This window comes from Aestuariibaculum scopimerae (genome assembly GCF_059428085.1).
Genome location: NZ_CM182089.1, coordinates 170,694 through 185,151 on the forward strand (window position 1 = coordinate 170,694; position 14,458 = coordinate 185,151).

The following is a 14,458-nucleotide window of genomic DNA, read 5'->3' on the forward strand; positions in this document are numbered from 1 at the left end:
ATGTTAAAATGTTACTTGTAAGCCCAATGCAATAACTCTCAGAGGAGGCAATACTCTCAAGTTTCGGGTCTCAGGATCTCCTAAAAAATTAGTTATAGTAAATAAATTTTGTGATTCAACATAAATCTTACTATTTGATATTTTTAATTTAGATGTCAATTTATTAGGAATGCTATAAGAAAAAGACAAATTCTTAAGTCTAATATATGAGGCATCAGTTATTACTTTATCACTGTTTAACATTGCTGAGTATGTTCCACCGTCATATGAAAATGCTTGAATGTCTGAATTATCACCAGGGCTTTGCCAACGGTTTAAAACTAAAGTTGGTTGATTCCCAAAAGAGCCTGGTGGGGAAAAAGAAGACCTGTAATCACGCGCCGTTTGCTTTACAAATTGAAAAAAAACATCTAGTTGTAGCCCTTTGTACTGAAAAGTATTCAATATTCCTCCAAAGAATTTTTCTCCTACCTTTTTCAAGAATTGTAGGTCAGGTGTGCCATATGATCCACTATCATCTACATCTTCAAATGAGTAAAATCCAGTATCAGGGTCTACACCTGTATAATGATATGTTTTTACTAAGTCTAAAGAGGAACCTACTTGATATCTATTTGAATATGATGATCCTTCTATGTTGGGATATGAAACTAACTTACTTTTGGGTATTGTAATATTAAAATTTGTATCCCAAGAAAATTTTTTATTATTAATATTGGTGCTTTTTAATTCAATTTCAAATCCTGAGTTTTGAAGTGTTGCCGGAAGATTATATTGTATAGAAGAAAAGCCTGTTACTTTAGAAAGGGAATATCCAACTAGTTGATTTGATGATTTGTTTTTGTAATAACTAGTAGATATACTTATTTTATCACTATTAAACCCTAAGTCTATACCTATCTCAAATTTTTTATTGGTTTCCCAAGAATAATCAGGGTTGGCTAAACGTGTTGGAATCAATGCTGAAGAGTTATTATAAACCTGAGAGGTTGCTGAATAAGTTTCTAAATATCCATAATCTGGAATTTGATCATTTCCCGTTATACCATAACTTCCTCTTAATTTTCCATAACTTAAGTAAGGGATAGCATTTTTAATAAAATTTTCTTTTGAAAAAAGCCATGCTGCTCCAATTGCTCCAAAATTTGCGAATTGCTTGTCTGGCCCAAAACGACTAGAACCATCTCTTCGACCTGTAATATTTAAGATGTATTTTTCACTAAGATTATAATTAATTCTTCCAAATATTGCGTTATACCTATATTCATTAAAACCTGTATCATTTACAACAATATTAGGTGCTGCTTTTAAGTTTTCTAATAAAGCATCACTTGTATAACCTGAAGCAAAGAGAGAGCTTGATTCCTGTTGACTATCTTGAATGGTTGATCCAACTAAAATTTTTAAAATCCCATTACCTATTTTATTTTGATATTCTATTTGAGGTTCTAAAATCCAAGTTTTAACCATGTTATCTCCAAATCGGGAATAACCAGTAGGGTTATAAAAAGGATCTAAAGAACTAATAGGGACAAGAGATTTTTCTTTTAAATGCAAATTAGTATAACCCATACTAGTCTTAAAAGTTAAGCTATTTGTTATATCATAGCTTAAAACCAAATTAGAAATTAAATTGTCAGTGTTGGTTTTATATGTTCTTAGTAATTGTCCAAAAGGATTTTGCCATGTTGAACTTTCCCAATTTAGAGAACCATCTTCATTATAAATTGCAGGTGCATTTGGTGGAAGCAATATTGCTTGAGAAGTAAAGTCAATAGCAGCCAAATTATGATTGTCTGAAACATAACTGGTAGAAAAATTGACTCTAAATTTTTTATTGTTTGCAACATGTGAAAAGTTAAAATGGCCTGATTTCTTTTGATAATTGCCATCCCCTGGAAAAACAGTACTCTCTTTATAATAGCCAGTACTAATTGAGAACTGTGTACTTTCATTTCCTCCAGAAACTGCTACTTGTGTATTTGTTATTTGAGCAGTACCACCAATAAGTACTTCTTGCCAATCTGTATATCGATTAGGATCCCATATCATGATGTCAGGAAAAAACGATGCATATTCAGGAATTAAAAATGACTCATAGCCACTATTTGTAATTCCTTCTAATTGCATTTCAAGATATTGTTCGGTATTTAGCAAATCTATCTTTTTTGATACTTCACCTAAACCTGTATAGGTATTAACTTCCACTTTTGTTTTACCTACTGATCCTTTTTTTGTTGTAATTAATATGACTCCATTTGCTCCGCGAGATCCGTATATAGCTGTTGCATCAGCACTTTTTAGTATTTCTACGCTTTCAATATCACTGGGGTTTATAGAGTTCAAGGGACTAGTTCTATTAAGAAAAGGGGATTCTGTATAGACAGATTTTAAACTTGTGGAAGTAAAAGGAATACCATCAACTATATATAGCGGATCATTTCCATTTGACCTCAAACTATTCTGACCACGTATTTCTACTTTAATATTACCACCAGGAAGTCCATCCCATTGATTTATATTAACACCTGGCATTCTTCCTTGTAAAGCTTGCAAAGGGTTGCTTACGGGTTGCTTTTCAATAGTTTCTGATGAAACTTTTGAAATGCTCCCTGTAGCAGTCCGTCTAGACGTCTTATAATACCCCGCATTAATAGTCACTTCATCCAATTCACTGATATCCTCTTTAAGTGATACATTAATGGTACGTTGGCTTCCTACAGTTACCTCTTGCGTACCAAACCCCAATGCCGAGAACACCAATACATTTTCGGGGTTGGGTACGGTAATGCTATAATTCCCATCTAGGTCAGTAGCAGTCCCCTTGGTAGTGCCTTTAATAAGTACGGTGGCGCCGGGAATGCCTAGGCCCTGGGCATCGGTAACCGTACCGGTTACCTGTATTTGCTGTATGGTACGGCCGTCTTTAATAATAATGGCATCGTTTTCGGTAAGTATTACATTAAAATGACCTTGGGTAACAATGTCCCTTAACAGCTTAGCGGCACTTACTGTGCCCTTTTTTAGGTGTAGTGGTTGGGCGTTTTTAAACAAATCGGCCTGGTACATAAAGTTGTAGTCGGTTTGTTGCTCTATGAGATTAAAGACCTCATCGGCCGTAAGGGTACGGTCGGTATCTATAACTACCTTGGTATTTTGCGAGAGGATGTCGCCTGAAGACAAGCTAAACACGGCGGTACAAAATAAGAATATAAAGGTTCTCATAAGGAGTTTTAAGACACCCTTTTTAATATAAAAAGGTGTTGTTATACAGTTAATTTCCATAAATTTGTTTTGTATTGGTTAAACTTTTTTAATTAATACTAAGTAGAGGGTTGAAGCTGGTACACCGCAAATGTTTGGCTTCGCTCTCTTTTTTTGGTTTAGAGGTTTTTGTCTCGCAAAGGCGCAAAGGCTTGCTCACTCTAAACTCACTATATTCTGAATCCTGAATTCATAATTCATAATTGTTATGTTGGATGTTGTTGTTTCATAATTTGTGGTTTTAGTGGTTAGTTTTTCACTTTTAGCTTTTGGCTTCTCGCCTCTGGCCTCTAGCTTCTGGCTTCTAGCTTCTGGCTTCTAGCTTCTAGCTTCTGGCTTCTGGCTTCTGGCTTCTAGCTTCTAGCCTCTAGCCTCTAGCTTCTGGCTTCCATAAATATACTTATTATTACTTTTTAATTTAAATTGTTTACTTATTTATATAAAATAGTTTTTCATTTTTAGTTGTTTTTGTTTATCCTCTACGAGGAATTGGTGTTCTATCTTAATTTTTTTGCTACAATGCTTGAACCGCTACGCGGTATTTTTCACTCTTCACTTTTAGTCTTAGATTTCTCGATTACTAGATTTTTCGATTATTAGACACTCCGAACTCTGAACTCTGAACTCATAACTTGTTTTCACTTTTAGTTGTTTTTGTTTATCCCCTACGGGGAATTTATATAGCGTTATAACATTTTTGCTACAATGCTTAAACCGCTACGCGGTATTTTTCACTTTTCACTTTTAGTTTTTCACTTTTAGTTTTTCACTTTTCACTTTTCACTTTTCACTTTTCACTTTTCACTTTTAACTTTTCACTTTCAACTCACCTAAGTATAACTTGCTTGCCATGTATTTCATAATTTACCTGGTTTAGGGTTTTTATAATATCTAGTATTTCTATAATGTCTTGATTTTTATTTAGTACGCCATTAAAGGTGACGGTCTCTAAAGCTTTGTCTGTAAACTGAATATCCATATCGTACCAACGGGATAGGACTTTCATGATGTCTTTTAGCGGTTTGTTCCTAAAACTGAATATGCCGTCTTTCCAGGCAATTTCACGGTATACATCGGTTGGTGTAATGCTAAGGGTGTTGGTGGTTTTGTTGAGGGTAGACTGGGTGTTGGGTGTTAGGTGTTGGGTGTTGGGTGTATGGTGTTGGGTGTTGGCAGTGACAGCCACATATCCTTCTACTAACGTTGTGTATATGTTGGTTTCGTCTTTGTAGGCTTTGATGTTGAATTCGGTGCCTAGGACTTCGACTATTTGGGTGTTGGGAGATTGCTTCGTTCCTCGCAATGACGGCGTTAAAACTTTGAAATGCGCACCGTTGTGTTCGGTAGCAGGGGAAACATCGAAATAGGCTTCGCCGTAAACAAGGGTGACTTCGCGGGGCTGACCTTTTGTAAAGGCTACGGGGTAGGTTATTTGCGATTCGGAGTTAAGCCATACTTTGGTGCCATCGGCTAAAGCCAATTGGTATTGGCCGCCTCTTGGAATCGTTAATGTATTGGTGTTGGGTGTTGGGTGTTGGGTGTTGGGTTGCTCACTGTTGTGGTTGATTGTGTAGGTTATGGCTTTGCCATTGCTGGTGGCGTTGGCGGTTTGGTACACACTGTCTTTTTCTAACACGACCAGCGAACCGTCTTCTAGGGTTAGGGTGGCTTTGTTGGTGCCGGGCTGTATTTGGTTGTTGACTATTATTGGGTGTTGGGTATTGGGTGTTGGGTGTTGGGTAAACCAATAGCCAACTGCTAACAGCCCAATAAAAATAGCGGCGGCGGCGTATTTGTAATAGGGTACAAAACGTTTTTTGGTTTTGCCTGCTATATGCTGCTTGGCCTTTTGTAATGGTAACTGGTGGCTAAAGGTTGTTTTAGATTGTACTAAGCAATGTATTTCTACAAATTGGTTAAAGTAGGTTTGGTTGCGGGTATCTTCCTGAAGCCATGCGGTTAGCTGCGTGGCTTCGCTTTCAGACAGGGTATTGTTTAAAAGCTTTATTATTAAACGATCTATGGTGTGCTGCTTCATTTTTTTTTGACGCTTATTTGTACCTATGACGCAAATAATTGTAAAAACCCCCTATTTTGTTTTTATTTTTTTCATTTTTGTAAAGTAAATTGTTTTTACGTTCCTTAAAATGAGCCAAGATCAAGACGATATTAATAATACACTCAAGGCCCTAAAACGGGGGGACCAAAAGGTGTTTGAGCACTTGTACACAACCTATTATGATAAGTTGTGTGGCTACTTGTACAGTTATACTAAAGATAAAAATATTATTGAAGATATTGTACAGGAAACTTTTATTAAGTTATGGAACAACCGCCAAAACATAGTGGTAACAACTTCTTTTAAAAGCTATTTATACAAATCGGTTTACAATAATTTTATAAGTTCACGCAGAAAGCAACAACACCGTAGTGAGGCCCTAATGGAATATCTTAAAACGGCTGTAAACCGTTACACCGATATGGATGATGATTATAAAACCCAGCAACTTAAAAAACTGGATGCCTGTATTGAGGAACTGCCCAAACGTTGTAAAAAGGTGTTTATTACAAATAAAATTGCTAAATTGAACTATGCCCAGGTTGCCGAAAAGTTTAGCATATCTAAAAAAACGGTTGAGGGGCATATTTCTAGAGCGTTTAGCTTTTTACGGGATTGTATGTTGGGCAATACGCCTTCGGTAGGGGCTTGAAAATGAGTAGTACTTGGTTGTAAATAAATAATTAATTTGAATGAAAACCATAATCCAAATATCTTTGGCAATTCTCTTATTACAAAGTTGTACAGATAAGGACAATGACAAAGACTTACTAGGACATTGGATTTCTACAAAAAGTGCAAATACTGTAGCATTGCATTTTTTTAAGGATTCTATGATGTACCATGCTTGGGAAAAGACAACAAAATTTTCTTGGAAAAGTGATGGAACAAAAATTTATTACACGCAACCTGCAAGTAGTGACCCTAAATTAGTAACCGATTTTAGTCTAGAATATAAATTGAATCGGGAAAAAGATACTTTATTACTAAAACTCCCTAATTCTGAACTTTCAAGTGAATTTATAAAAACAAACTGAGTAAAAAACACCATTTCTACTAATTTAAAACCAGTGGGTACTGCCAACCCTAGTTATCTTCAAAAAATACTATCTTTAACCTGCTACAGATTTTTTACTTTAAAATCTTTATTATGGTTATACGTCTTTTAGCTTTTGTTATTTTTTTGCCTGCCTTACTGTTGGCACAAGAGCCTATAAAGGTTATGGCTTTTGATGCCGATTTGAGTGACTTTTTAAATCTGCGCGACCTGTGCGTATCTAAAACTGGTAATGAAGCCTATTTTACCATACAAAGTGTTAACGGAAACATTTCGCAAATTGCCTGTGTAACAAAGGTTAAGAACACATGGAGCCACCCTGTGCTGCTGCCTTTTAATGATGGGTTTATGTATATGGAACCTTTTTTATCGCAGGATGGCAAGCGTTTGTATTTTGCATCTAACCGACCTCTTGATAGTACTTTAACAACTAAAAAGGACTTTGATATTTGGTATGTTGAACGCCATTTGAAAACAGCGCCGTGGTCTGCTCCCATAAACTTAGGACCACCTGTAAATTCTGAACTGGATGAGTTTTACCCCAGTTTAAGCAAGAACAATAACCTATATTTTACAATGGATGCCCCTAATGGTTTGGGCAAGGACGATATTTACATGGCCACATGGCAAGGAAATGCTTATGCACCACCCAAACTATTAAGTACGGCTATAAACAGCGATGGGTATGAGTTTAATGCTTTTGTATCGGAAAACGAAACCTTTTTAATATATACCAAGTACCGTGCTGAAGATGGCTATGGTAGTGGCGATTTATACCTCTCTAAAAAAGATGCCAATGGCCAGTGGCAAACTGCAAAAAACTTAGGCAATGTTATTAATACCCCCTTTATGGAGTACTGTCCGTTTTACGATGAAGCCACCCAAACCCTTTACTTTACCAGTCGTAGGGACAACCTAAAGCCCAAAGCTTTTAAAAATGCCACCGAATTGGCAACGTATTTAAATACGGGTGAAAATGGGTTGAGCAAGCTTTATAAGGTTGTGGTTGGGCTTTAGTATTTTTGGTAACTTCCATTAAAGTTATTTGCATTAATGAAGAATGAAGCAGTATCCTTTGGTTTTTATTTTGCAAACTTATTTTTATACACTCCCACCCCATAATAACCAATTACCACAAAACAGAGTGCTGGTAGAATAAATGAAAAGTTAACCTCGGGAACCCCCAAAATAGTAATATCGGTATAGCCAATACCTCCCAAATCCAAAATCATTCCTTGAAATGTTGGCATAAGCGCACCCCCTACTATGGCCATAACCAAAAATGCTGCTCCAAATTTAGCATCTTCCCCTTGGCCTTCAAGTGCAATACCGTAAATGGTTGGGAACATGATAGACATAAAAAATGAAATGCCCACCAAAGCATAAAGTCCAACTATTCCCGTAACAAACATGGTGGTAGCCGTACAAAGCAATGCACCAATTGAAAAATAAAATAAAAGTTGACCGCTATTTACATATTTTAACAGGGCTGTGCCAATCCATCTGCCCGTTAAAAAAATTACCAAGGCACTAATGCCATAGGTTACAGCCGATTGATTATCGATACCGATAGATTCGGCATATTGGTACAAATAGGTCCAGCACATAATTTGTGCGCCAACATAAAACGCTTGAGCAATAACGCCCCAAACAAACTTTGGTGACTTGAACAAACGCTTAATGGAATTTCCAATATGCACCTGTGTTTCCTGTTCTTTGTTTTTAGGCATTTTCATAAAAGCGATCAGCACAAAAAAGCCAATTACTACCAGGCCTAATATTACATAGGGATTTCGAATAACCTGTAAGTCAGACGTTCTAACAACGGCTTTGGCTGTTTCGCTAAGGGTTTCATAAACCGAGGACCCATCAGGATTTAAATCATCAGACTGCAACGAACCCAAAATAAATTTCTGGGCCACAATAAGCCCTCCTAAAGCGCCTATTGGATTGAACGCCTGCGCTAGATTAAGACGCTGCGTGGCGGTACTTTCATCTCCCATAGATAGGATGTATGGGTTAGCCGTGGTTTCTAAAAACGCCAAACCAAACGTTAAAATATAAAGGGCTGCCAAGAAAAACCCAAACGCTTCAAAAGCGGCGGCAGGATAAAATAAAATGGCACCAATAGCATACAGTACCAGCCCCATTAAAACCCCTTTTTTATACGAATACCTATTTACAAAAATAGCTGCTGGCAATGCCATGGTAAAATAGCCACCATAAAAAGCAAGCTGCACCAGAGAGGCCTGAAAGTTATCAAGTTCTAAAACCTTTTTGAACGCTGAAACCATTGGGTTTGTTATATCGTTGGCAAAGCCCCAAAGCGCAAAAAGGGAGGTTATTAAAATAAAAGGAACTATTACAGATTTGGCTACTACTGGTATTTTATTTTTGGTCATAAGGTTTAGTTTAGTTGGTGTTGTTTTTTTGAAGTTGGCTTTTTAATTTTTATTCACTGTTCGTTAAAAGTGAGCGGTCTAAATGTATATAGCCCCCATCAACCGCAATGAACTGTCCTGTGGTATGCGATGCTTTTTTTGAAATGGTGAACAAACATTGGTCTGCAATTTCGGCTGGTGTGGTCATTCTATTTTCCAAAGGGATTTTCTTTACTATGGCTTTTAGCTTTTCTTCACCGTTTTCTAAAGTTTTTATCCAGTTGTTGTAAGCCGGTGTCCAACTTTCTGCTATAACAATGGCATTACAGCGTATACCATGCTTAATTAAATCTACGGCCCACTCGCGCGTTAACCCGTAAACGCCACCTTTTGAAGCGGCATACCCCGAAGTACCACCCTGGCCTGTAATGGCTACTTTAGAACCAATGTTCAATATATTGCCCTTAACTTTTTTTAACATGGGCAAGCAGTACTTTACCATAGCAAAGTAACTCACCATGTTCAATTTTATGGAATACATAAAATCTTCCATAGGACTATCCAATCCAGCACCATCATTTACGCCCACATTGTTAATTAAAGCATCTACCCTACCATATTTTTCTTCAATTATCTTGGCAGCTTGTTCTATTTGCTTGTAATCAGAAAGGTCGGTTTTTATAAAAATAGAATCGATACCTCTATCCTGAAGTTCCTTTTCATAACCGTATCCACGGTCGTTTCTGCATACAATTACGGGAATGGCCCCTTCGTTAGCTAAATGCTGAACAATGGTTTCGCCAATGCTGCCCTTAATTCCCGCAGCCCCTGTAACTACAATGACTTTATCTTTTAATCCTAAATCCATTTATAATTATTTAGTTAGTTGTAAGTTGTAAAATTTAATGGCATTTTTACCCATAACCGCCTCTTTTTCGCTTTCTGAAAGCTTGCTTATAAATGCCGTTACAATGGCTTTTACTTGGGCATAGGTTCCGGCTACCAAACATACTGGCCAATCGGAACCGTACATGATGCGTTTGGTTCCAAAAGCATTAAAAACCAAGTCTAGGTAGGGTTGTAATTGTGCTTCGGTCCAAGACCCATAATCGGCCTCGGTAATCATTCCCGAAACTTTACAATAAACGTGCTCGCATTTTGCAATTTCTTTCATTAAGGTGGCCCATCCATCAAAAAAGCCGTCTTTTATGTATGGTTTTGCAATGTGGTCTATTACAAACTTTTGGTTTGGAAAACGTTTTACAAATTCCAGAACCGCCCCCAATTGATGGGGAAACACCAAAATATCATAAGTAAACTGGTGTTTTTCCAGAGCTTTAATGCCTTTTAAAAAGTTTGGCCGTAACAAAAAGTTAGGGTCGGGCTCCCCTTGAACCACATGACGAAATCCTTTTAATTTTTCAAAAGTCCCATACTTTTCTAAAACCGTTTCAACCGTATCATCTCGCAAATCTGCCCACCCAACAACGCCTTTTATAAAATCGTATTTTGAAGCCAAATCCAATAGAAAATCCGTTTCTGCCAACGTTTGGTCCGCTTGCACGGCCACACAACCATCTACCCCGTTATTAGAATAGACTTCCTTTAAATCTGAAGGCATAAAATCCTTTCGGATAACCGCCATATCATCATCAATCCAATCGTGCTTTACAGGTTCGTATTTCCAAAAATGCTGATGTGCGTCTATGATCATTTCTTAATCTCTAAAATTTTAATTAAAACTTACTGTTGCTTTAATAACCCCTGTTTCTGGTTTTAACCAACTATCAAAGTTTTGAATCATTTCTGTAAAATCCACAGAATGCGTGATAAACGAATCTGTTGGAAATTGGTTAAGCACGCTAATAACATGCTCAAAATCTTCGGTTGTGGCATTTCTGCTACACATTAAAGTCATCTCTTTGGCATGGATTGCTGGGTGGTTATACACTAAATCGCCTTTGGACAAGCCCACTAAAATAAATCGTCCACCATGGGCCATATAGCTTGGGCAAGCCTCTAAAGCAAATTTACTTCCAGAAGCATCAAAAACGGCGGTACATAAATCGCCATTAGTTATTTTGGAAATCTCTTCTACGGCATTATCCCCCGCCTTAACAATATAGTCTACACTTATCTTTTCTTTGGCATAGGCCAATCGCTGTTCATTCATATCTATAGCAATTACTTTTGCACCCGCAATTTGGGCCAATTTCATAATACCAATACCTATAGGGCCACAGCCAACCACTGCAATAATTTCCCCTTTTTGGATATTGGCCCGCCTAATGGCATGGGCACCAATTGCCAAGGGTTCAACAATGGCCATTTCGTTATCTGAAAGGTTGTTAGCAGGTAATAAAATAGTGTCTGGCACAGCGATTTGCTGTTGCATACCACCATCGGCATGAACACCCAAAACCCTAATGTTTGTACAGCAATTTGTTTTTCCGTTTCGGCATGCAATACACTTGCCACAACTTACATAAGGCATTACTACAACATTGTCTCCTGCTTTAATGCCTTTCTCATTATCATCAATTTCCAGAACCTCTGAAGCCAATTCATGACCTAAAATTCTTGGATAGGTAAAAAATGCCTGATTACCACCGTAAGCATGTAAATCGGTACCGCAAATGCCCACCTTTTTTATTTTTAACAAAGCTTCACCTGGATTTCTTTTTGGAGCTTCTTTTTCCTTTAGTTGAAACTCACCTGGTTTTTCGCAAACTATATATTTCATTTACTAGTTGGTTCAATCGATTGAATTAAAAAGAACAAAGTTTTATTGTGTTCAATAAGCTAAATTAATTAATTTTATTCAATCGATTGAATAAGCACATCATAATTTTGAAAAAAGCAACCATTAAAGATATTGCTAACATTTTGGGTATTACGCCTTCAGGTGTGTCAAAAGCATTAAATGATCATCCAGGAATAAGCAAAAAAACCAAGGAAGATGTAAAAAGAGTAGCCCAGGAACTAAACTATCAACCAAACAAATTAGCTACTGCTTTAAGAAAAGGTAAAAGTAATTTAGTTGGGGTTATTATACCCAGAGCAAGCAGTCATTTTTTTTCTACTGTTGTTGAGCATATAATTGAAAGGCTTAGCAAAGCGGGCTATAATGTAATTATAACGCAGTCTAATGAATCCTATGAAAGGGAATGCAGGAATATAGATTCTCTACTTTTTACTCAGGTTGATGGTATTATTGCTTCTATGGTTAACGAAAAGAAACCTTTGAATTATTTCAAAAAAATCAAGGATAAAGGAATTCCTCTAGTTATGTTTGATAGGGGTGATGATGGATTGCATGTTGACTATGTTGGAATTGATGATTTTAAAAGTAGTTTTTTAGTGGTTGAGCATTTAAAATCCCAAGGGTGTAAGCGGATTGCGCATATTGGAGGATTTAGACATACTAGTATATATAAAACTAGAATTGAAGGATTTAAAAGTGCTTTAGTAAGTCAAGGCCTTCCGGTTTATGAGGAATTAATATTTGAGAGCCATCTTCAAATTGAAGATGGCCGTAAAATAATGTCGCAACTATTAGAATATGATTGTCCGCCCGATGCAATTTTTACAGCAAGTGATTTTGCAGCACTAGGTGCCCTGCAAGTATTACTAGAAAATAATGTAAACGTTCCAGAAGACATTTGTGTTGTGGGTTTTAGTAATGAACCTTTTTCTTCATTGGTAAAACCTGGAATTTCTACTGTAGAACAACATTGTGATCAAATTGGTAAACTGGCCTCGGAAGCATTTTTAAATAGAATTTATGATATAAAAGGAAATATTCATAAGTTCATCGATTTGAGGTTAGACCCTAAATTAATAATTCGTGAATCATCAAAAAGAATTTAAGCTTATAAGGCATCCCAATCATCAATTTTGAATATTCATCTAACCCAAGGTAAAAATTAATTATTAAAAATACTCTTTATAATTATTTCCCTAATAACCTACCAAAAAAGCCTTTGTCTGGCTTCCTATCCGCTGCCTTCTCAATCGAGTCCGTTTGCTTTTTTAATAATCTTTGTTTCTTTTTTATAGCAGCTTTTATGGAATCGTTCTTTTTTTTGATTTTTCTATTCTGCCTTATTTTTATACGCTTTAAAGAATCTGCTTTCTGCTTTGCCTTTCTCTCTATTTTAATTTGAACTTTTTCAATTGAATCTCTTTTTCTTAAAAGACGTTCAATAAGGTTTTTAGGCCTTTCATCAAACGTTTCATGGTTTCTGTGATAGGTGGTATCTTTTTTCACATGGTCAATCCAATACCCTTGCTTTAAATTATTTCTATATTTACCTTCTATTATAATATTTCCTAAAGAATCAAAAGCTGTGTAGCTTCCTTGTCTGTAGCCATCAAACCAAGTTTCAATAGCCTTTAGTTTTCCATTTCTATACCAGGTTTTCCAATCGCCAATTTTTAAACCATAATTAAACTCTCCTTTTTCCGCCAATTGGTTTGACTTATAATATTTCAAGTAATCTTTGTGTAAAACCTCTCCTCCTGCGTTTGAAAGAGTACTATGAACTTCTCCAGATCTATACCAATAATATGTTTTGTTTTCATAAAACCCAATTGGTTTTACCGATGTAACATAACATTCTATATCGAAATTATGACTTCGAATTATTTTTTTTTGAATGTCTGATGAAAATGCAATGCAACCAAAAAATATTACCGGAAGAATGATACGTTTTTGCATAGAATAACTAATAGCTTTAAAGCTTAAAAGTATATCTAATAATCCTTAAAGCATTAAGGGGTTGCCTTATAAAATGATGGTAAATCCCTAATGCTGTTAATTGCTAATAAATTAGCAGTCGTGTTTATGTGTTTTTAAAAAGAGAAGTTAAGGCTTATAAGGAATTATAAACCTTCGCATTTATCTGCAAGTTCATAAAAATATTTCATCCCATGTTTTTTATATATTTTTTTTTGCTCAGCTACTTGCATAAACTCACTACAATCTTTAAAATATTTTGCTAATCTTTTTAAGTTGTTCTTGTTGTTGGTATTGGCAAAATTATACTCTATTGTTGTACTTCCTGCTTTGGTTACAAATATCTGCGTGTGATTAAATTTGTTACTTGCGGTGGTTGTATCGTAACTATAAAACTCAAAATTGTCTCCAATAAACACATACTCACACATTCTAGGAATTGCTTTTTCGGGACTATACAAAACTTTATAATATCTGGTTATTATACCTTCATCATATACCAAATCGGGATTTTTACTAATCAACTTTTTATATTGTTTTATTAATGATTCACTTGGAGCCAGTGTTATTTTTTTTATTTCTGTGATTGGGAATTTTTGGCAATCTTTATTATTTTTCCCTTTACATATTTTTATTTTATCATCACCTGATGAGCCAGCTATTGCAAAACTGGATAATTTACCTTCTATAATATTACCATTAAATAATTCAATCTTACTTTTTTTAACGGTTGCTTCTTGAGAAAAGCTATTAAGTGAAGCAATTAAAAAGAGGCATAAAACGGAGTGAATTTTTAAAGTCATGGGGTTTGTTTTAATTGATGTTATACATTATATGGATTCATTCTTTTATACATTTCATACCAAAAATAAACATGTAAATATGCTTCAAATTACTTCTGTTTTTGAAACATTTAATTTTTTCCATGTCCTAATTTAATAGACGTTGCTTTAATAAAC

Annotated in this window: 12 protein-coding genes; 4 read left to right on the forward strand and 8 right to left on the reverse strand. The window is 35.8% G+C overall.

Translation table 11 applies throughout. The features are described from left to right. Positions 1 to 3 precede the first annotated feature (3 nt). Together AC5SR4_RS00770 and AC5SR4_RS00775 are read right to left on the reverse strand one after the other, a co-directional pair. The gene (locus AC5SR4_RS00770; protein WP_495357641.1) at positions 4 to 3,225 is read right to left on the reverse strand and encodes a SusC/RagA family TonB-linked outer membrane protein; all 3,222 of its coding nucleotides are present in this window, start codon (positions 3,223 to 3,225) and stop codon (positions 4 to 6) included. 865 nt (positions 3,226 to 4,090) lie between these two features. Continuing rightward, positions 4,091 to 5,302 carry a FecR family protein gene (locus AC5SR4_RS00775; protein ID WP_495357642.1) on the reverse strand — a complete coding sequence of 404 codons (1,212 nt, stop codon included), beginning with the start codon at positions 5,300 to 5,302 and terminating at the stop codon, positions 4,091 to 4,093. 109 nt (positions 5,303 to 5,411) lie between these two features. Between AC5SR4_RS00775 and AC5SR4_RS00780 the strand changes: the two genes are divergently transcribed. The 3 genes from AC5SR4_RS00780 to AC5SR4_RS00790 all read left to right on the forward strand — a co-directional run bounded on the left by AC5SR4_RS00780 (position 5,412) and on the right by AC5SR4_RS00790 (position 7,397). Further along, complete coding sequence (locus AC5SR4_RS00780) at positions 5,412 to 5,975, forward strand: RNA polymerase sigma factor (protein ID WP_495357643.1); 564 nt, start codon at positions 5,412 to 5,414, stop codon at positions 5,973 to 5,975. Between the two features lie 40 nt (positions 5,976 to 6,015). After that, the gene (locus AC5SR4_RS00785; RefSeq protein ID WP_495357644.1) at positions 6,016 to 6,360 is read left to right on the forward strand and encodes a hypothetical protein; all 345 of its coding nucleotides are present in this window, start codon (positions 6,016 to 6,018) and stop codon (positions 6,358 to 6,360) included. A gap of 113 nt (positions 6,361 to 6,473) precedes the next feature. After that, entirely contained in the window at positions 6,474 to 7,397 is a 924-nt protein-coding gene (locus tag AC5SR4_RS00790) for a TolB-like translocation protein (RefSeq protein WP_495357645.1), read from the forward strand. Between the two features lie 65 nt (positions 7,398 to 7,462). Here AC5SR4_RS00790 and fucP read toward each other — a convergent pair whose 3' ends face one another. Genes fucP through AC5SR4_RS00810 form a run of 4 tightly spaced genes read right to left on the reverse strand, consistent with a single transcriptional unit; the run spans position 7,463 to position 11,504 of the window. Continuing rightward, entirely contained in the window at positions 7,463 to 8,782 is a 1,320-nt protein-coding gene (gene fucP / locus AC5SR4_RS00795; RefSeq protein ID WP_495357646.1) for an L-fucose:H+ symporter permease, read from the reverse strand. Between the two features lie 49 nt (positions 8,783 to 8,831). After that, positions 8,832 to 9,629 carry an SDR family oxidoreductase gene (locus AC5SR4_RS00800; RefSeq protein ID WP_495357647.1) on the reverse strand — a complete coding sequence of 266 codons (798 nt, stop codon included), beginning with the start codon at positions 9,627 to 9,629 and terminating at the stop codon, positions 8,832 to 8,834. A gap of 6 nt (positions 9,630 to 9,635) precedes the next feature. Further along, entirely contained in the window at positions 9,636 to 10,475 is an 840-nt protein-coding gene (locus AC5SR4_RS00805; RefSeq protein WP_495357648.1) for an amidohydrolase family protein, read from the reverse strand. 18 nt (positions 10,476 to 10,493) lie between these two features. Next, a complete protein-coding gene (locus AC5SR4_RS00810) occupies positions 10,494 to 11,504 on the reverse strand; it encodes a zinc-binding alcohol dehydrogenase family protein (protein WP_495357649.1) in 1,011 nt (336 codons plus the stop codon). 107 nt (positions 11,505 to 11,611) lie between these two features. Between AC5SR4_RS00810 and AC5SR4_RS00815 the strand changes: the two genes are divergently transcribed. Continuing rightward, positions 11,612 to 12,631: a LacI family DNA-binding transcriptional regulator gene (locus AC5SR4_RS00815; RefSeq protein ID WP_495357650.1), complete on the forward strand. Its 1,020-nt coding sequence runs from the start codon at positions 11,612 to 11,614 to the stop codon at positions 12,629 to 12,631. Positions 12,632 to 12,713: 82 nt separating this feature from the next. Here AC5SR4_RS00815 and AC5SR4_RS00820 read toward each other — a convergent pair whose 3' ends face one another. Both AC5SR4_RS00820 and AC5SR4_RS00825 read right to left on the reverse strand, forming a co-directional pair. Next, positions 12,714 to 13,481, reverse strand: a complete 768-nt coding sequence (locus tag AC5SR4_RS00820; RefSeq protein ID WP_495357651.1) for a toxin-antitoxin system YwqK family antitoxin — start codon at positions 13,479 to 13,481, stop codon at positions 12,714 to 12,716. 164 nt (positions 13,482 to 13,645) lie between these two features. Further along, the gene (locus AC5SR4_RS00825) at positions 13,646 to 14,302 is read right to left on the reverse strand and encodes a hypothetical protein (protein WP_495357652.1); all 657 of its coding nucleotides are present in this window, start codon (positions 14,300 to 14,302) and stop codon (positions 13,646 to 13,648) included. Positions 14,303 to 14,458 lie beyond the last annotated feature (156 nt).